This is a genomic window from Nocardia sp. NBC_00508 (genome assembly GCF_036346875.1).
Taxonomy (GTDB): Bacteria; Actinomycetota; Actinomycetes; order Mycobacteriales; family Mycobacteriaceae; genus Nocardia.
Window position 1 is genome coordinate 197,521 of record NZ_CP107852.1, and the last position, 18,734, is coordinate 216,254.

13 protein-coding genes are annotated in these 18,734 nt (G+C 67.1%); 3 read left to right on the forward strand and 10 right to left on the reverse strand.

Translation table 11 applies throughout. The features are described 5' to 3' along the window. Position 1: 1 nt before the first annotated feature. Positions 2-2,056 (reverse strand): AMP-binding protein, encoded by a 2,055-nt coding sequence (locus OHA40_RS00805; RefSeq protein WP_330231140.1) that lies wholly within the window; start codon positions 2,054-2,056, stop codon positions 2-4. Positions 2,057-2,397: 341 nt separating this feature from the next. Between OHA40_RS00805 and OHA40_RS00810 the strand changes: the two genes are divergently transcribed. The 3 genes from OHA40_RS00810 (at position 2,398) to OHA40_RS00820 (ending at position 6,428) form a co-directional block, all read left to right on the forward strand. Then, positions 2,398-3,027 (forward strand): 4'-phosphopantetheinyl transferase family protein, encoded by a 630-nt coding sequence (locus OHA40_RS00810; RefSeq protein ID WP_330231141.1) that lies wholly within the window; start codon positions 2,398-2,400, stop codon positions 3,025-3,027. Between the two features lie 15 nt (positions 3,028-3,042). Next, positions 3,043-4,188 (forward strand): hypothetical protein, encoded by a 1,146-nt coding sequence (locus OHA40_RS00815; protein WP_330231142.1) that lies wholly within the window; start codon positions 3,043-3,045, stop codon positions 4,186-4,188. A 62-nt stretch (positions 4,189-4,250) separates the two neighbouring features. Continuing rightward, positions 4,251-6,428, forward strand: coding sequence for an MMPL family transporter (locus OHA40_RS00820; protein WP_330231143.1), 2,178 nt, complete (start codon positions 4,251-4,253; stop codon positions 6,426-6,428). Between the two features lie 17 nt (positions 6,429-6,445). Here the strand turns inward: OHA40_RS00820 and OHA40_RS00825 are convergent, their stop codons facing one another. Genes OHA40_RS00825 through OHA40_RS00865 form a run of 9 tightly spaced genes read right to left on the reverse strand, consistent with a single transcriptional unit; the run spans position 6,446 to position 18,628 of the window. Further along, on the reverse strand, positions 6,446-6,763 hold the full coding sequence (locus tag OHA40_RS00825; protein WP_330231144.1) for a hypothetical protein: 318 nt from the start codon (positions 6,761-6,763) through the stop codon (positions 6,446-6,448). Positions 6,764-6,778: 15 nt separating this feature from the next. Further along, positions 6,779-7,939 (reverse strand): L-prolyl-[peptidyl-carrier protein] dehydrogenase, encoded by a 1,161-nt coding sequence (redW, locus tag OHA40_RS00830; RefSeq protein WP_330231145.1) that lies wholly within the window; start codon positions 7,937-7,939, stop codon positions 6,779-6,781. Between the two features lie 5 nt (positions 7,940-7,944). Next, positions 7,945-10,665: a beta-ketoacyl [acyl carrier protein] synthase domain-containing protein gene (locus OHA40_RS00835; protein ID WP_330231146.1), complete on the reverse strand. Its 2,721-nt coding sequence runs from the start codon at positions 10,663-10,665 to the stop codon at positions 7,945-7,947. A 7-nt stretch (positions 10,666-10,672) separates the two neighbouring features. After that, positions 10,673-13,336, reverse strand: a complete 2,664-nt coding sequence (locus tag OHA40_RS00840; protein ID WP_330231147.1) for a PEP/pyruvate-binding domain-containing protein — start codon at positions 13,334-13,336, stop codon at positions 10,673-10,675. Next, the gene (locus tag OHA40_RS00845; protein ID WP_330231148.1) at positions 13,333-14,385 is read right to left on the reverse strand and encodes an SAM-dependent methyltransferase; all 1,053 of its coding nucleotides are present in this window, start codon (positions 14,383-14,385) and stop codon (positions 13,333-13,335) included. The genes OHA40_RS00840 and OHA40_RS00845 overlap by 4 nt, the downstream gene beginning before the upstream one ends. Then, positions 14,382-15,209 carry a thioesterase II family protein gene (locus OHA40_RS00850; RefSeq protein ID WP_330231149.1) on the reverse strand — a complete coding sequence of 276 codons (828 nt, stop codon included), beginning with the start codon at positions 15,207-15,209 and terminating at the stop codon, positions 14,382-14,384. The genes OHA40_RS00845 and OHA40_RS00850 overlap by 4 nt, the downstream gene beginning before the upstream one ends. 17 nt (positions 15,210-15,226) lie before the next feature. Next, positions 15,227-16,768: an amino acid adenylation domain-containing protein gene (locus tag OHA40_RS00855; RefSeq protein ID WP_330231150.1), complete on the reverse strand. Its 1,542-nt coding sequence runs from the start codon at positions 16,766-16,768 to the stop codon at positions 15,227-15,229. Further along, complete coding sequence (locus OHA40_RS00860; RefSeq protein WP_330231151.1) at positions 16,765-18,372, reverse strand: pyridoxal phosphate-dependent aminotransferase family protein; 1,608 nt, start codon at positions 18,370-18,372, stop codon at positions 16,765-16,767. Before OHA40_RS00860 ends, OHA40_RS00855 begins: the two co-directional genes overlap by 4 nt. Before the next feature lie 10 nt (positions 18,373-18,382). Further along, the gene (locus tag OHA40_RS00865; RefSeq protein ID WP_330231152.1) at positions 18,383-18,628 is read right to left on the reverse strand and encodes an acyl carrier protein; all 246 of its coding nucleotides are present in this window, start codon (positions 18,626-18,628) and stop codon (positions 18,383-18,385) included. Between the last annotated feature and the right edge of the window lie 106 nt (positions 18,629-18,734).

Sequence of the window (18,734 nt, forward strand, 5' to 3'; positions counted from 1 at the left end):
CTCACATCCTCGCGGTCGCGGGGCTCAACGCGTCGGCAATGGCTTCCACCATGTCCTCGACGGTTCTCGAATCCCAGATCAGTTCCGCGGGGAACCGCTTACCCGCCCAGGTCTCGAGGCTTTCGTGTAGATCGATCTGGTCGATCGAGCCGAGGCCGTGGTCGATGAGCGATCGGCTCAGATCCAGGGCGGATCCGTCGGCGCCTGGGCGGTCCGCCATCCAGGTCCGCACCTGCTCGATCAAACCGAGCCGCATCAGCTCGCTCATGCTCCGCACGCCGGATGAATCAGGGACACTGTGCTCAGTGGTGGTTTCCGTCATTGTGGTGGTCACGCCTTCCCAGCGGTGTATCTCGGATAGTCGGCCGGCTTGAAAGTCGTTGCGGCACTGCTGGCGGCGCAGTTTTCCACTGGTAGTGCGCGGTATCGTGCCGTGGGCGATCAGGACGACCGCCGCCGGATGGACGCCGTGCCGCCGAGCGACGAGCTCAACCATCGCGCCGGCCAGCGGCGCCGGCTCGGTCCCGCTTTCCGGCCGGTACTCAGCCACGAGGACCAAGCCCTCGTGCCCGCCTCTCTCGATGCCGAAAGCCAGGACACTGCCCGCCCGCAGTGCATCGTGCCCGTCGGCCAACGTGCCCTCGATGTCTTCGAGGTAGTAGTTGACACCGTTGACGATCATCATGTTTTTCACGCGACCGCAGATGAACATCTCGCCCGCGTACACGAACCCGAGATCGCCGGTCCGCAGCCAGCCGCGGTCGTCGCCCTCGATCCGGGCGCCGAAGGTCCGTGCAGTGTCCTCCGGCCGCTGCCAGTAGCCGGGCGACACGGCAGGCCCGGCAACCCAGATCTCGCCGACCCGGCCGTCGGGCAGGGAAAACGCGGTTGCCGAGTCGACGATGGCGAGCTCGGTGGACAAGGCGGTGACGCCGAGGCCGACACAGTCGACGCCATCCGCGGCGGCGGTCGGTTCCGCCTTGCCGAGACCGAGTGCCTGTCGATCGAATCGCACCGCCAGGCGCCTGCCGCGCACATCGGCGCACGTCACTTTGAGGGTGGCCTCGGCAAGGCCGTACCCGGGCGTAAGCGCGGTTGCGCTGAGCCCACACGGCGCGAACGTGGCCTCGAAGCGGTCGAGCGAGGCCTTGCGCACAGTCTCGGCGCCATTGCTCAACGCCCGCCAGCTGCTGAGGTCCAGTGCGGCGCGCTGCTGCGGTGTGGTTTTGTCCACGCACAGGTCGAGTGCAAAATTCGGTGCGCCACTATGGGTTCCGCGGTAGCCGGTGATGGCGTCGAGCCAGCGGACCGGGTTCTTGACGAAGGTGGACGGTGCCATGAGTACAGCGCTGCACCCGGCGTAAACAGGCAGCAGGATCCCGGTGACCTGTCCGAAGTCATGGAAGTGTGGCAGCCACGACACGATGGTGTCGTCCTGCACGACCTGCCAGCAGTGGGCCATGTCCGCGCTCTGGTGCAGCGCCATGGCGTGGTCGATGATCACGCCCTTGGGCGTGGCCGTGGAGCCAGAGGTGTATTGCAGGTAGGCGACGGTGGAGCCGTCGACTGTCGTCGTCGCCGGTTCCGGGTCATCGATACCCCGCAACGCATCGGTGGCGACCCGCGGCAGGGCGGCGAACGAGTGCTGCGTGCCGTACGCGAATGGATGCAGGACGATGTCGTGCGTGGTCAGCACGGCGGCGGCGGCGCAATCCCGTGCGACCGCGTCGATCTGCTCGGCCCGGTTGCGCGTCGGCTCGTACAGCGGCACGGCGATCACGCCGGCGTAGAGGCATCCGAAGAACGCGGTGACATAGTCCAGTCCGGCCGGGTACAGCAGTAGCGCACGGTCTCCGCGGTCGAGCAGAGTGGCCAATCGGCCCGCTATCGCCCGGGCGCGCCGATCCAGCTCGCGGTAGGTGAGAACGTCGGATTCCCGACCGTTCTCATCGAGGAAGATATATGCCGTGCGATCACCGAATTGCCGAGCTCGCGTGGCGACGAGATCGACCCAGTTGCGCGCGGCGACGACAGTATCCATGGACGAGGTCTTCATGCCAGCCCCTACGTAACGACCCGATATGTATTCGGCGAATCGGAACACTCGCGGAATCGGGGTCGTTCTTGATAATCGATTCGGACGAACTCCGGCCAAGCTACCCACGGAATCAACAGCAGGTCAATACTTTCCGCAATCCTGACGATGATCGAGCCTACCTACGGTGACCCGGCACAATACGTCAGCAATCGGTCAGCGGAATCGTCAACGGCCGCATCGAGAATGACACCATTCACATACTGGAGATTTCGGAAATGCCGCTACGCGAGAACTGCATACTGGACCCTGCGCGGCCGCTGCATATTTCACACGCGGCCGGTGGGCCGACTATTGCCGTCGTGTCGATAAATTCGGCGTCCACGGCACAGCACATGTCCGCCGCGGAGACGGCCCACGCGGCGGCCTTGCCGACTCCCAAGCGGCGCGCCGAGTGGCTGGCCGGACGGCTGGCAGCCAAGCATGCCGTCCAGGCGTACCGGCAGCGGCACTTCGACATCCTCGACGCCACCAATGACATCGTGGTGCGGACCACCGGCGCCGGGCCCCGCGCGGGTATGCCGGTGGTGGACGCCGCTGTCGGGATCAGCATCTCGCACTCCGGTGATCTCGCCATCGCGGCGTGCATGTCCGGTCCGGTCGGGATCGACCTGGAGCGAAACCGGGTGTTCTCGCCGCTGCTGGTGGCCGGGCTTGGGACCGCGACCCCCGCGGAGACCGGCGGCGGGCACTCGCGGCTCGACACGATGGGGACGCCGCTGCGGTGGGCGTGCCGGGAGGCGGTACTCAAGTATTTCGGGTTCGGCCTGCGCGTGGATCCCCGCGAGGTGCGGCTCACCCGGTGGCGCCCGGACGGCGAATTCCACTGGGCGGCAGGCCCGCACTTGCGGATCGCGGCCGCCGCCGACCGATGGCCGCAGCGTGCCTGGGCGGTCGAGCGCACCGGCTACTCCCTGGCCCTGATCTGGTAGAGCACGGAGATGACCATGACGATCCGGAGTTCGCTTCGGCAGGCGGAACTTTCGTTCAGCGCGGCGCTGGCGACGGCCGCGGACATCGCGGCACGGTCACCGTCCTCGCACAACAGCCAGCCGTGGGGTTTGGCACAGGTCGTCAGCGACCTGGCCCGCCGTCGCGCCGCGGCATTGTGCGCCGACTCCGACGCCGGTGACGAGTTCCTGCTCCTCGCAGCCGATCGTGCCCGTGAGCTCGAGGCACTGCCCGCCCATCACGCGGAAATGCAGCTCAGCTGCGGGCTGTTCTGGCGACTGGCGCAGCGGGCGTTGGCCGCCCAGGGCTGGATGGTGCGGGCTGTCGTGACCTCGGCAGCCGCTGACCTCGGCGTGTTCGGCCTCCCCGCCGACTGGCGTCCGCTGCGACTGGTTCGGCTCCAGCGCACCGGCGAGACGGCCGAATCCCTCACGCAGTTACGGCATCTCGCCGAGGCGCGGCATACCGATCGGGGGCCGTACCTGGACAAGCCAGTCCCGGCGGGCGTTCTGGACATGCTGGCCCGCTGCGACACGGAGGATACGCAACGAATTCATGTCCGGTATCTGACGTCTGAAAACGATCGAAACCGGTTTGTGCGCTTCGTCGCTCGCCACGCTGGCCGGGATTTCGCGCACTCCGCGGCGTGGCGGGAGACACACTCCTTCATCCGCCGCACCGAGACCGAAGCACAGGATCGCGGCGACGGCTTCACATACACGCACCTGTTCGGCCCGCTCTCGCGCCCGCAAAGGCTGCTGCGGCGCATCGTGCTGGCCCCCGTCACCATGCGGGCGCTGAGTGCGACCGGGTTCCCGCGGATTCTCGCCGGACAGCTCGCCGCTGTCGTCCGACGTTCCCCGGCGGTGGTCGCGCTGAGCCTGCCGGATTCGACCCCCGGCGACGACGACCTGCTCACCGCCGGGGAGATGCTCACCGATGTATGGCTGCGGGCCACCAACGCGGGCCTGGTGCTGCACCCGATCAGCATCGTCATCCAGCACGAGGACCTGCGCGCCCGGTTCCAAACCGAGTTCGCGCTGACCGGGCAGGTGTTTTTCGTTGCACGCCTAGGCTATTCAGCGCGACATTTCCCCCCCTCACCCCGCCGGGATCCGGCCGCATCGTTGCGTGTGCTCTGACGAGCATGCGCATCCCGACTAGCGAGAGACACAGGATGAGACGCCACCACTGGGGTGCCCTGATGGCACGCCACCGCCGCTTGGTCATCACGGCCTGGGTCGTACTGATGATCGCGTGCGGCGCAGTTTTCCCGCTCGTGGCCGGCCAGCTGAAGGCCCCGAACTACGGGGTGGACCAAGCGGCGTCGACGCGAGCCTCGACACTGGTCCAACGGCATTTCTCCGGCCTGGGTAACGAGCAGGACGTCATTGTGTTCGACAGTCCGGACGGCACTGTCGCCGATCCCGGCCGGCGGGCCGTCGTCGATCGCGTGCTGGCGGCGGCCCGCGCCGAAACCGGGGTGGTCACCGTGGTCGGGCCGTTCGATCCGATCGCGAAGAATCAGGTATCCGAGGATGGGCACGCGGCATTGGCGCTGGTCGGCTTGGAGGGTGACGCGAGCTCGCTGCCCGCGCGCGCGGCCGCCTTACAGCGGGCAGTCGCCGGAGCCGCCGGGGCGGGCGTGACGGCGAATGTGACCGGCTTCTCGCCGATTACGAACGATCTCACCGCGGTGGAGACCGCAGCGACAACCGAGGCCGAGTCGATCGGCCTGCCTCTCGCGCTGGTGATCCTGGTGCTGGCCTTCGGCGCCGCGCTGGCCGCCGCGTTGCCGCTGCTGCTCGCCATCGCCGGGCTCACCCTCACCTTCGGTGTGCTCTACCTGCTCAGCTTCGGGCTGACCTTCGACGCCTTCCTGATCACCATCGTCACGATGATCGGCACCGGAATCGGCATCGATTACGCGATGTTCATCGTCAGCCGGTTCCGCGAAGAACTCGCCCGGCGCGCGATCACCGGACGCGACCCGGCGGCGATCGCCGAGGCCACCGGGGTCGCCATCGCCACCTCGGGCCGCACGATTGCGTTTTCCGGTGTGGTGGTGGGCATTTCGGTGTGTTCGTTCTTCATCATGGAGTCACCGATCTTCCGGGAGGTCGGCACCGGCGTCCTCGTGTCGGTGATCTGCACGCTGATCGCCGCGCTGACGCTGTTGCCCGCCGTCCTGGCCGTTCTCGGGCCTCGGGTGAACAAGTGGCAGTTGCCCCCGAAATGGCGCCCCGCCGATGCGCGCTCGGACTCCGGTGCCGCGCAAGGCCTGTGGGCGCACTGGGCGCACCTGGTGATGCGCCGTCCGGTCCTGTTCGCGACGGCGGCGGGGGCCATTCTGGTGGTCGCCGCGCTCCCGATCGGGAGCCTGCGCTACGGCATCGATCTCGGTACCACGTCCATGGGCGACCAGCCGACGGCCCGGGCGCAGCTCGTTCTCGACCGTTCGTTCTCCCCCGGCGCGGTGTCCCCGGTTCAGGTTGTCATCACCGGGCCCGGCGACGACGCGCTCGACAACACGGGCCGGCAGCAGGCCCATGTCCTCGCGACCACCTTGTCCGGGGATCACCGCGTCGGTGACATCGAAACCCTGAGCAATGATGGTCGAATTCTGCTCAACGTGGTGCCGAAGGTAGCCATCGACTCGGGGGAAGCTATCGCCCTGGTCCGCCACATTCGCGACGACCTGGCCGGGGGTATGCCGGATACACAGGTTCTGGTCGGCGGGGCGACAGCGGCTTTCGTCGATCTGTCCGACGAGACCACGCAGAAGCTGCCCTGGGTCATCATGCTGGTCCTCGGCATGTCGCTGCTGTTCCTGCTGGTGATATTCCGCAGCATCGCCGTGCCCGTGAAAGCTGTGCTGATGAATCTGCTCGCGACCGCCGCGGCCACCGGGCTCACCGTCGCGGTCTTCCAATGGGGTTACGGCGCCGAAGTTCTCGGTTTCACCAGCCCTGGGTTCTTGCAGGTCTACATTCCCATCACGGTGTTCGTGCTGCTGTTCGGATTGTCGATGGACTACGAGGTCTTCCTCATCCGCCGCATTCAGGAAGCCTGGGAAGACAGTCACGACACCGATTCGGCCATAGCCGTCGGCATCGAGCACACCGCACGCCCGATCACCGCGGCGGCGGCGATCATGGTCGCGGTCTTCGGTAGCTTTCTCATCGCCCCGGTCCCGGAGCTGAAGCAGTTCGGTTTCTCGCTCGCCATCGCCATCGCCATAGATGCGACCCTGGTGCGCCTCGTGCTGGTGCCCGCGCTGATCAAGCTGTTCGGTGACTGGAACTGGTGGCTGCCCGCCGGCCTGGACCGCGTGCTCCCCCGTGTCGGGAGGCGGACGCAGGATGCTGTCGATGCGAGCTGAAAAACGCTGAGATGGAATCAGGTAGCCGCGTAGCCGGGGTCCAGCCGTACCCCGGCGAACTCCTGCACCACCGACGCCATCGTGTCGAAGGCACTCACCAGGCCGGCGAAGGCCGGAGTGCGCATATCGGCTTCGAAGTCGGTGTGGCTGGTCACCTGGATGATCTCGAAATAGTGCCAGGGTTCACCCGCGGACTGGGCCGCGCGCTGCACGCTGAAGGCACGGACACTGGGCAGTTGGGGACAGGTGGCGTAATCGGTTGTTCGGACCCATGATTCGAAGGCAGCTGGGTCGACGCCGGGATGAAGCTGAATGAGATGAACGATGACCTGCATGGCTGGTCTCCCCTTTCAGCGCCCCCGGACCGGCCCGCGCCGACCGAGTCCCAGTGCGCGCGCGATATTGTTCTTCTGAATCTCATTGGTGCCGGAAAAGATTCGTGACGGCAGCGCATCGCGGAGCAGCGTTTCGGCTGCGCCATCGGTGATGCCGAGGCCGCCGTGCACCCCGATGGCGTCCAGGCCAACTTGCACCGCCGCCTCGCTGACCGCGATCTTCGCCAGCGCCGGCCACATCTCGCCATTACCGCCCCTGGTCAGGTCCGCGGCCGCCTTGAACAGCAACAACCGCACGGACTCTACCCGCATGACCATGTCGACGATGCGATGGCTCACCGCCTGGAACTCGCCGATGGGCACACCGAATTGCACACGCTCACTCGCGAATTCAATGGTGCTGTCGAGGACCCGCCGCATGGCGCCGAGATAGACGCCGAACAGGCAGGTGCGCTCCCACTGCATGGAATCGGAGAACACCGCGGCGCCCGCACCTGGGCTGCCGAGCACGCAATCCAGAGGCACTTGGACGTGGTCCAGGTGCACCTCCCCCGTCGGCGAACCGCGCAGGCCGACCTTGTCATAGGCCGGGCCCGTGTGCAGTCCCGGCGTCCCGGCTTCGATGATGAAGGTGGTGAGCCCGAAGTATCCGCCGCCGGGGGTGGTGACAGCCTGCACGATGAACACATCGGCGACGGGTGCGTTCGTAGTGAATGCCTTGACGCCGTTGAGGACATACTCCTCACCGCGCCGCTCGGCGGTGGTGCGCATGGCGAAGATATCGGAACCGGCTTCGGGTTCGGTGATGGCGTGCGCCGCGATCAATTCCCCGGAACACAACCGCGGCAGCCAGTGCGACTGCTGCTCGGGCGTGCCGAATTCGACGATCGGCATCAGGCAGGCGAACAGGTGTGCCGCCACCGAGAAGCCGAATCCGGTATCGGCGGTGCCGACCCCGAGGGCTTCCATCAGCGCGACCGCCGACACGGCGTCCAGGCCGCTACCACCGTGCTCCTCGGGCACGGTCGCGCCGAGGATCCCCTGTTTGCCAGCGAGCTGCCAGCGGCGCCGGAAGTCCGGTGGGGAAAAGGTTCCGGTGCCGCCCAGGTCGCGGCGGGCGAATGCGGTCAGCGCCGCGCACATCGCCTCGGTGTCCGCGGGGAGATCGAAGTTCATCTGGCTCAGTCCTGCCCGTCTTCTTGGAGGAGAAGGTGATAGTTGATGCCGCCGGTGCCGAAGGAGCTCACACCCGCCCGTCGTGGCCTGCCCGATTCCGCCTGCCACGGAGACGACGCCCGAGGCAGCACCGCGGGGATGTCGTGCAATGGCAAATCGGGGTTGATCGTGGTCAGGTGTGTGTTGTGCGGAAACACGCCCGCGCGCACGGCCTGTAGCGCGTGCAGCAACCCGGCTCCGCCCGCTGCCGCGAAGGTGTGGCCGATCAATGCCTTCACCGAGCCGATCACCAGCGGGCGAGCACGCTGCGGTGCGGCGTAAACAGCGGCCGTGGCGGCGATTTCGACCCGATCCCCCACGCGGGTTCCAGTTCCGTGTGCCTCGAGATAGTCCACTGCGGCGGGCTCGTAGTCCACCTGCGCGAAAGCTGCCCGCATGGCTCTGATCTGGCCATCGACGGAGGGCGCGATCAGCGATTTCGCGTCGTTGGCGGCGCCCACGCCGCGGATCAGGCCGAAGATCTCGTCACCGTCGCGCTGTGCGTCGGAGTGGCGTTTGAGTAGGAACAGCGCACAGCCGTCGCCGGGGCTGAACCCGTCGGCCTCGCTGTCGAACGGGGTGATCCTGGTATGCGACAGCAGGCCGAGCGCCGAGCAGAGCACCAGATCGCGTGGTGTGCAGGCCAATTCGACTCCCCCCGCGAGGGCGAAATCGACGCGGCCCGTCCGCAGGGCACTGACCGAAAGGTCGAGCGCCGCCAGCGCCGACGCACAGGCGGCCTCGACGGCCACGGGGACAGCGCGCAGTTGGTACTCGCTCGCGATGACACCCGCCACGCCGCTGGCGAGCCAGCCGTCCAGGTCCGCGGGCACGAGCGGCTCCGCCCCAGGGGCGTAGCCGCGGCGGGCCCGCTCGAGAATCCGGGCGCGAGCGGCTGCGGGCAGATCTGCGAAGGCCTCGACATCGGCGGTAGCGGACTCCAGTTCGTGGAACGACCGCTCGCCGGCCCGCCTGCGCTCCGTCGCCAGGCACAGCGTGCTCCCGATCGCCACGACACCGGTGCGATCGCGCAGCGCCGCCGTCCGCCCGTACCGGGTGAGCGTCTCGCCGGCCACCGACAGTGCGATGCGATGTGCGGGGTCCATCGCCGCGTAGCGGCGCGGGGGGATGCGCAGCGCGGCCGGTGGCCGATCCGGTATCCGCATGGCCGCGCCGATCTCGGAATAGCTGTGCGTGAGCGTGATTTCGCCGGGCGCGAAATAGAGGTCGCGATCGAGCACGGTCCCGGGTACCGGTCCGATTCCTCCGCGGCCGGACCGGCTGTTGGCCCAGAAGCTCGCCGCGTCCGCGGACCCGGCGAAGGCCCCGCCGAACCCGACGATCGCGATCGGTTCGGCGCTCATTGCCGGGCGGGAGCGCGCAGCAGTCACGAATCTGGGTGCGGGGTGGCCTTCGAGCAGCAGATAGCTGAGCGTGCCGCCCAAGGCGGACCCACACACGGCCGCGTACCTGGACCCGGATTCCGGCTCGGCAGGCCAGCTTTCGCGGCTGGAAGCGATGCGGAACTGCGCACCCGGCGAGTCGGCGAGCCCCGCGCGCTGAGGCGGCATTGTGCGGTGATACAGCGCCAGCGCGGCTTTGGTGACACCGGCAAGACCCGCATTCGCGAAGGTGTGGCCAAGCCGATCGATGGCACTACCGAAAACCACCGAAGCCGGCGCGGCGTCACCGAGCAACTGGCCCAACCCCTTGACGTCGGCCGCCCCGACGGCCGCGATCCCCGGTCCTACGTTTTCGACATAGCGCACCGCCGCCGGGTCCACCGAGCTGGCCAGATGGCACTGCTGGGCAAGCAGGTACCGCTCATCCGCCGTCGTCGAGTATCGGAAGGCGCCACGGTGGGGTTCATGGCGCAGGACGCACTCGAGAATCGAGGCGTAGATGCGGTCGCCATCGGCGACGGCGGTCGATTGCCGTTTGAGCAGCAGCGCGCCGACCCCGTCGGACAGCGTGAAGCTCCCATCCTGGCTCGTAGTGAGACCCTTTGCGGCCAGGGCTTCTTCGATCAGCGAGCCTTCCCTGCGCTGACCCGTCACCACCAGCACCGCGTCGGAGGCGCCCGCGCGCAGGTTGGTCATCGCGGTGTCCAGTGCCACGAACGAGGTCGCGTCGGCGGATTCCAGTGCGATCGTGCGGCCGAGCAGCTGGAAGGTCGCCGCGATGCGCGCCGGGATCGTGCTCGCCATCTCGCCGACCCGATCGTGGCGCGAGGCGCCGAGGCGATGTGCGAGGCGGGTGCGGAACTCGCCGGTGAACCGACCGGCGACGCGGCGGACCCGATCGTCGTGGTCGGCCGCCGCTGCCCGCTCGAGTTCCCGGGCGTAGCGGGCGCTTTCGATTCGCAGCGCGTTCTTGTACTGGCGGTCGAGCCCGAAACATGTGCCCACCACGACATCAGTGCGTTCGCTCGGCAGCGGACGGTCCGGATATCCGGCATCGGCGAGGCACTGCCCAGCGGCCTCCACCATGAGTATTTGCATCCTGCTCATCGAGCCGCGCTGGACCGGCGGGATACGGAATGCGGCGATGTCGATGTCCAGGTCGTCCAAACCCGGAGGCGCTGTGGCCGGTTCGGCGGCGACGAGCAGCTGCCAGAGCGCCTCTATGTCACGGGCCCCTGGGTAGAGGCCCGCCATTGCGACAATCGCTATGGGCTCGTTCCGCATGGCCGTCTCACTCCTCGACGATTTCGACCACACCGCGGTCGCCGTCGACCATGATCAGGTCGCCGGTTTTGATCACGGTGGTCGCATGTTTGGTGTTGACGACCGACGGCAGCCGGAATTCGCGCGACACGATCGCGGAGTGCGACAGCATCGAACCGATATCGGTGACGATGCCGCCTGCGATGGCGAACAGCGGGGTCCAGGAGGAGTCGGTGTACCGCGTCACCAGGATCTCGCCGACCTGTAATTCGTCGGCCTGCCAGGCCAGGTCCTCCACGACGCGGGCGCGCCCGATGGCGGTGCCGGGGCTGGTGCCGAGTCCTTCGAGGCCGACACCATCCGGGGTAGGCCGCACGGCCTGGCCGGGGTCCCATTCGCCGACGAAACTCATTGGCGGCGCGGGCAACCGGGCATAGTTCTGAAAGGTGCGGCGGGCCTCGTCGATCGCTGTGCGAGGGAAGATCTCATGCGGATCGTCCTCGCCGGCCAGGTAGCGCAGGATATCGGTGAAGTCGAGGTAGGCGACCTCGTCGAGCGAGCGCAACACCCCCGCCGCGGCCAACCGGACGCCCACCTCGTAGACGACCTCGCGAACCAGCCACACCGACGTGATCATCGACATCCGGGCGATCTCGCGCAGGGAGCTGCACTTCTCATATAGCGAGATCACGGATTTCAGCGCGCGGCGTTTGGTCCGCGGCAGCCGTCTCATGGCCGCGTCCGTCTCGTCGGCGCGGGGGTCGGTGGTGGATTCGATGGCGTCGTCGAAGCAGAACCCATCCTCGGCGTAGCGGCGAATCATCTTGACCACGTACGACAGATCGTCGATCCAGCGCGGATGGGTGAGCTCCATCTCCTGCTGCGCCCGCGCGCCGTTCTCCCGCAGGAACGGCTCCATATGCGCCTTCCAGAACACCCGGCCCACCTGGTCGGCGCGCAGGCGTTCGACGACGTCCGCGACGGAACCGGACGTCATGATCCGATGCACCCTTGGGCGCTGGCGCACGATTTGGGCGAGCTCCCAGACTTCGCGCGCGGACGCGACAGTACGCAGGTTCGACATGTCTGTCTTCAAGCGGTTCTGCAACCGCTCCCCCGCCGCGCCGAGCCAGGTGCCGCACATCATCTCGAGCGCGCCGTAGAGCGTGAACGCGTTGATGAAGTACGGCATGTAGCCGACATGCATATCATGGAAGAACGTCAGGCGGCGCTGCATTTCGGTGTGCAGGGCGCGGCGGTCGAGCGCGGTCAGGTCGAGGCCGCGGGCCCGGTCGAACTCGCGCACCCGCGCGGTGACCATCCGGCGGGCGCGCTTGCGCATATCTCGCAGCTCGGTCACGGTCGCCTTTCCCCAGAACGCCGTCGATTTGGCGGTGGGGATACCGGTCCGGTAGCTGCCGAAGGGATTCCGGTAGGCGGCCTGGTCGACGTCCTCGCTAGCGAAGCGCGCGGCGATGCGCTTCTCGTCCTTGGTCCCGAGGCTCTGGCTGAGCAGGTAGCTGGTGTAGGAGATGTTCAGGTAGACATAACCCTGGAGGTACCCCATCTGCACGGTGATGTCGCCGGTATCGCGTACACCGGTCGCCCGCACACAATCGCTGTGCACGTTGTACTGGTAGTACTCGGCGAACGAAATGCCCAGCGGTGTCATGACTCCGGTGAAGATCTCACCGATGTCCATCCGCGACCACAGGGTGCCCTGCTGCACGGCTTCGGGCTGGGGATCCCGGTAGGGGCTGCGGCGCATGGGCTGCGGTGGCGCCACAGTGATGGGACGGGTCTGCAGCAGATACAGCGCACCGCCCTCTACCGCCCATTCGATGTCCTGCTCGGCGCCGTACCGCTCGCGCACCAGCACCGCCAGTGCGGCGAGCCCGGTCAGTTGCTCCTGCGACAGGCAAGCGACGCCGCGCAGCTCCTCGGGCACCTTGACCAGCTCCACGATGCCCGGTGCCACCGACACAGTCATGGCGACCTTATAGCGGACGTTCTGGTCGGTCACGCGTGACCCGGCCGGATCCACCGTGAACGAGTCGGCGCTCACCCGTCCCGAAACGAGTCCCTCGCCGAGGCCCCAGACCGCATCCACCACGAAGCGGTCGGTGCGCCCGCTGATCGGGTCCCGGGTGAACAGCACACCGGCAGCCTCTGCCTGGACCATCTGCTGGATCACCACGGCGATTGATCCGGCATCGGCGGCGCCGCGGTAGACGGCCGCCCGGTCCGACCACAGCGAGGCCCAGCACGCCTTGACAGCATCGAGAACCCCTGCGGCGCTGGAGATGTTCAGCACGGTGTCATGTTGTCCGGCGAAGGACTGCGCGGCCGAATCCTCGCGGCAGGCCGAGGACCGCACCGCGACCCGCCGCGCGCCGAGTGCCGCATAGGCGTCGAGGATGGCGTCGCTGATATCCGCGGGAATCTCGGCGGTCAGCACCCGGGATCTGACGGCGCCGGGCTCGCCCGCCAGGGCTTGGGCATCGAGGCCGATCTCGCGCCGGAAACGATCGAACAATTCGGTGGTGAGGCAAAAGGCCGGCGGCACCGGCAGCCCGGCCCGCGTCATTTCATCGAGGCGAGCTCCTTTGCCGCCCAGCGATTCCGGGTCTGCGGCCACCGGTTCGCCGAGTACGACGATCATGTCATGCGCGGTCTGGCGGGTGGCAGTCATGACAGGCGCTCCTCGGCGTCGGTGTTCGATGAGGACGGATTGCGGCCGACGAACGAGCAGAACTGCTCACCGGGAATCAGGCGGCGCACCTCGACATCGACGAAGCCCGCGTCCTCGAACTGCTGGGCCAGTTCGGCGGAATCGGGCAGCGGGCCGCCGAAGTCGGCGAACTCGAACCACAGACCCAGCACTTCGGTGCTGAGATTTCCGCCCTTGCACGCGCTGGTGAGCAGAAGTCGCCCATCGGGTTTCAGCAGCGACCGCACGCGCGCGAGCAGCTCGGTGCGTTCGTCCGCCGCGAAGTAGTAGATGTTGTTGTGCATCGTGACGATGTCGAACAGTTCCGAGCAGGAAAACTCCCGCACATCGGCTCGCCTGACCTCGACGCGATCCGCCAATCCCCACTGCGCCAGATTGGCGGCGGCCGCCGCGGCGACCTCGGCCTGATAGTCGATGGCGACGGCGGTCAGCTCGGGATTGAGCGATGCGGCGTGGCGCACGTACACCCCACTGCCACAACCGATTTCCAACAGGCTTACCGGGCCGGTGCGGGGCAGCACGCTTTCAACCGATTCCTCGAGGAACGGCTGGACGATCCGGCTGGAACGGGCGATGATCGAGCCGTCCTGATCCGACATCGTCAGCCTGGCGCCGCTGCGCACCATGGCGGGCGCGTTCAGCAGGACCGGAAGATGGAAGCGCACCAGCTCTTCCAGCGCCGCGGCGACCGCGTCGTTGCGGGGCCGGGCCAGCGCTCTGGCCCGGCGGCTCGCCAACCGATAGCGACCGTCGGAAATCCCGAGCTCGCCGAGCCGCACGCCCAGATCCAGCCAGGCGCGCAACAGCCGACGGTCACCCATGATTCCGACGGCGTCGGCGAGGGCGCCGACATCGCGCGCTCCGCCGGCGAGTTGTTGCAGCACACCCTGGTCCAGCGCCGCGACCAGAAAGCTCGCTCTGTACAGCGGGGTGGCAAAGCTCCTGGCCAGCGACAACAGCAGCGGCAGGCTGCCTGCGGCATTCGCTTTGGTCAGCGTGGAGAATTTCATCGGTGCATCCTTTGGCGATCGCCGGTGGGGGCCGTCGATCCGGGGGTGGAGGTGTAGCCGGCGAGGTCATCCCGCAGTCGGCGGAGCAGGCTGAACCGATGCGGGCCGACGAGATAGAAATGACCGCCGAGGAAATGCCCGCGGCGCATCGAGCCCGTGGTGTACCGACGCCACTGGCCGGTCTGCTCCTCGTCGGCGATGAGATCGCCCGCAGCGGAGTACACGGTCAGCGGACAATCCAGTGGCGGCCGGGGTTGCGGCCGGTAGGTCTCGCACGCACGCAGGTCCGCGCGCAGGGTTGGAAGTCGGCGATCGAACTGTGATCTCGCACCGGAACCCAGTAGTCCACCCAGCTCGCGCACCCAAGCCAGGAGCTCGTCATCGGACAGTTCGGCGCCGAGTGAAGTCCCGTACAGATGCGGGGCCCGGCTGCCGGAGACGAACAGGTGCGCGGGCGCGGGCGCACCTCGCTCGCGCAGCACGCAAGCCACCTCGTACGCCAGCAGAGCGCCCATGCTGTGCCCGAAGAACGCGTAGCGGTCGAGGAAGCCCTGCCCGATCAGCGCCGTGGCGACCTCGCGCGCCAGCGCCCGGATATCGGTCGAGGCCGGCTCCCACAAGCGAAGTCCGCGCCCGGGCAACAATAGCGGAACGACATGGACATCCGGGCCCAGATGATCCGGCCAGTCCCGGAAAACCGACGGTGCGCCGCCCGCGTGGGCGAAGCACACCAGCCGGATAGCCACCGGTCGTGCGTCGACACCGGAGAACCACAGACCACTCGGGTCCGGTGCCGGCCGTTGCGTGCGGAGTTCGAGTGGCACCGTCGGCATAGCCTTGCTCACCCGGCGAGACACCGATAGTCGATCTTGCCGTTGGCATTGCGCGGCAACACATTTACGCGGATTGCCTTGCGCGGCAACATGTATCGAGGCAAGTGCTCGGCACAATGACGTTTCAACTCGATGAGCGTCGGCTCCGGCGCGCCGGCTCGGATCGTATAGAAGACCACGAGCCGCGCGGTCGAGCCTTCCGCGGCGACGATCACCGCCGCCTCGTCGATCGAGGAGTGCCGCACAATCACCGATTCGATCTCGCCGAGTTCGGTGCGGTACCCGGACAGCTTCACCATCCGGTCCTTGCGTCCGCGATAGATGATGTGGCCGTCGACGCAACTCACGAGATCGCCGGTCGGGTGGCGGCGCTGCCGATGCTGCTCTGCCATAGGTTCCCGCTCCCGCCGCCAATATCCTGGGGTGACGCAATCGCCTTCGACCACCAGCTCGCCGAATGCGTCGGGCCCGTCGATCGGCAGCCCGTGCTCGTCGACGATCAGCAATTTGGCATCGCCGACCGGTAGCCCGAGCGGCAACGGCTCGTCACAGGCCAGGTCCTGGGCGGTCACCCGGTGGTAGGTGCACACGTTCGTCTCGGTGGGTCCGTACAGGTTGTAGAGCTGTGTGTGCTCGTGCAGCAGCAGGGCGAGTTCGGCCAGTCGAGGTTTCGGATATACCTCACCGGCGAAGAGCACATAGCGCAGGCCGCGGACGGTCTCGGGCACCAGCGCACCGCACGCGGTCAGTAGAGTCAGGATCGACGGCACCGAATACCACACGGTGACACCGTGTTCGCGGATGCCGGCGGCCAGCGCCGCCGGATCACGCGCTTGCTCGTCCTCGATGATCCACATCGCCGCGCCGACCGATATGGCGACGAACAGGTCGAATGTGCTGAGGTCGAAGTTGAACGAGGCATGGTTGGCGAAAACGTCCGCGGCGCCCACGGCCAGCTCGGCACATGCCCAGTCGATGAACGCACCAAGGTTGCGATGGGAGATCTGCACGCCCTTCGGCGTCCCTGTGGACCCGGAAGTGTAGAGAATCGCGGCCAGGCTGGACGGCGTGATCGCCGCGCGCGGCACCCGGATCGCCTCGGCGCCGGCGACGAAGTTCGACCAGCTGACCGTCCGCACCGTCGCGACAGCGTCGCCGACGCGGTCGACGACCACCACGGTGCGGACCGAGTCCGGCAGTTCCAGGCTCGCGAGTTGGGGCAGGTGCCGCTCGTCAGTGACGAGCAGGATCGGTTCGGTGTCCTCGACGATCGTCGTCAGCCGACTCACCGGGTGCGCGCCGTCGACGGCGACATACGCACACCCGCGGTGCAGCGCACCCAGCATCGTCTGGACGTACTCCGGGCGTTTGTCCATCCAGATGACCACGCGATCACCCCGCGCGGCACCGAGTTCGCGCAGCCGGTGCGCCACCGCGTTCACCGCGGTGGCCAGCTCACCGTAGGTGAGCGTGGTCCGCCCGAGCAGCGCCGGACGAGCCGCGTGCTCGTCGGAATCGATATCCGGCAGGCAGATGACGCGGTCGCTCACGGCAGTACCCCGGTTTCCCGGCCCGCGTCGATGAAGATCTGGGCCGCCAGGGCCAGATCCTCCGGCGTGTGCTCGGAGGTGACGCTGACGCGCAGCCGGGCCTCGCCGAGCGGGACGCCGGGGAAAACCACTGTCTGGCAGAACAATCCGCGCGCGCGGACCGCTCGGCCCATCTCCATGGCCTGGCGCTCGTCGCGGACGACGATCGGCAAGATCGCGCTCCGAGTACGTTCCAGGTCGAATCCGGCATCGGTGAGGTATCCGATCAGGCTGCGAATATTGTTCCACAGCACAGTGATTCGCTCGGGCTCGCGCTCCATCACGTCGATAGAGGCGATCAGTCCCGCCGCGACACCGGCCGGGATGGTCGCGGCGAACACATACGAGTTGGAGTAGAAGCGCAGGTAATCGATCACCTCCTCGTCGCCGACGACGAAGCCGCCCATTCCCGCCAGGGTCTTGCTCATCGTGCCGAGTTCCAGATCGACCTCACCCTTCAGGCCGAAGTGCTCGGCGGTGCCCGTGCCCCGGGCGCCGAGGACCCCGGTGGCGTGCGCGTCGTCGACCAGCACCCGCGCACCGTAGGACCGGGCCAACCGGACGATCTCCGGCAGCTCGCAGATATCGCCGTGCATGCTGAATACGCCGTCGGTGACGATCAGCATCCCCCTGGCCTGCTCGGCGCACCGATCCAGGACGCTCTCTAGGTGTGCCATATCGTTGTGGCGGTAGATCCGGCGCAGCCCGCCGGATAGTTTCCAGCCGTCGACGATGCTCATGTGATTGAGCTTGTCCACGATGACCGCATCCTTGGCCCTAACCAGCGCCGAGATCGCGCCCAGGTTGGCGGCGTAGCCGCCCGGGTACACGATGGCGGCCTCGCGCCCTTTGAAGGCGGCGAGCCTACGCTCGAGTTCCTTGTGCAGGTAGTTGGTTCCGCCGATGATGCGGCACCCGGTATTGGTGGCACCGAATTCCCGGGTGGCGGCGCAGATCGCGTCGACGACCTGCGGATGGTTGGCCAGGCCGAGATAGTTGTTCGAGCCGAACATCAGGAATTCGCGAGTGCGACCGGAGATTTCGTCGTAGATCCGGGCCCGGTTGGTGCACCGCGACCGCAGCGGCATGCCATACCAGTACAGGCGCTCGGCTTCGCGATCACGGCGATGCGCGGCGAACTCCGCAGCCTTGGCGAACAGGTCACGTTCGTCGCTGACCAGGAAGTCGCGCATCGAGCGACCATCCCAGGCCGTGATTCCGGCAGGCCCGATCGGATCCACCTCGCCGATCGCCAGCTCCAGCTCGGCGAACGTGCGGGGGTCCGGCGGCGCCGCGTCGGTGGCCGCACGGTCGGCGTAGGTTTCCAGTTCCCCGATCAGCGCGCCCAGGGTGGTGACCGAGATATCGGAGGTGAGATTGGCGGGCAGGGCCAATTGCTTCGCCGCGTCCCCGATAATCGCGACGAGCACAACCGAGTCGATACCCAGCTCGCCCTCGAGATCGGCCGTTGGATCGAGTTGGTCGCGCCGGTAATGTGTATGCCGCATGGCCGTCGCGATGACCACCTCGGACACCGAATCCACCGCCGCTGTCGTTTCAGCCATCGAATGTCCCCTACTTCCTGCGAAAGCGCTCGATCAGGTCCGCGATAACCGCGACGGACCGGAAATTCTCCGGCCTGACCTCCTGGAGCGGAATGACAATCCCGAATTCCGCCTGAATGGCATGCACCAAATCGAATACTTCGGCAGAAGAGATGATGTTCAGTTCCAGCAGCGGCGTGTCCGCGGACAGTCCTTCACTTTTTCCATCCAGCCACGAATCGGCGATGCACTCCAGCAGGAAAGCTTGTGCTGTCACAACTACTCCAATATCGCAGTCAGCGGCTACGGATGTCTCATAAACAATCCGACCTTGACCCACAACGCTGACGAAACCACTGACGAGCTACTGACACACCGCCCGG

Coding starts and splice junctions, on each gene's coding strand:
- OHA40_RS00805 (WP_330231140.1), bottom strand. CDS start 2,056: ATGAAGACCTCGTCCATGGATACTGTCGTCGCCGCGCGCAACTGGGTC.
- OHA40_RS00815 (WP_330231142.1), top strand. CDS start 3,043: ATGACGATCCGGAGTTCGCTTCGGCAGGCGGAACTTTCGTTCAGCGCG.
- OHA40_RS00820 (WP_330231143.1), top strand. CDS start 4,251: ATGGCACGCCACCGCCGCTTGGTCATCACGGCCTGGGTCGTACTGATG.
- OHA40_RS00825 (WP_330231144.1), bottom strand. CDS start 6,763: ATGCAGGTCATCGTTCATCTCATTCAGCTTCATCCCGGCGTCGACCCA.
- redW (WP_330231145.1), bottom strand. CDS start 7,939: ATGAACTTCGATCTCCCCGCGGACACCGAGGCGATGTGCGCGGCGCTG.
- OHA40_RS00835 (WP_330231146.1), bottom strand. CDS start 10,665: ATGCGGAACGAGCCCATAGCGATTGTCGCAATGGCGGGCCTCTACCCA.
- OHA40_RS00840 (WP_330231147.1), bottom strand. CDS start 13,336: ATGACTGCCACCCGCCAGACCGCGCATGACATGATCGTCGTACTCGGC.
- OHA40_RS00845 (WP_330231148.1), bottom strand. CDS start 14,385: ATGAAATTCTCCACGCTGACCAAAGCGAATGCCGCAGGCAGCCTGCCG.
- OHA40_RS00860 (WP_330231151.1), bottom strand. CDS start 18,372: ATGGCTGAAACGACAGCGGCGGTGGATTCGGTGTCCGAGGTGGTCATC.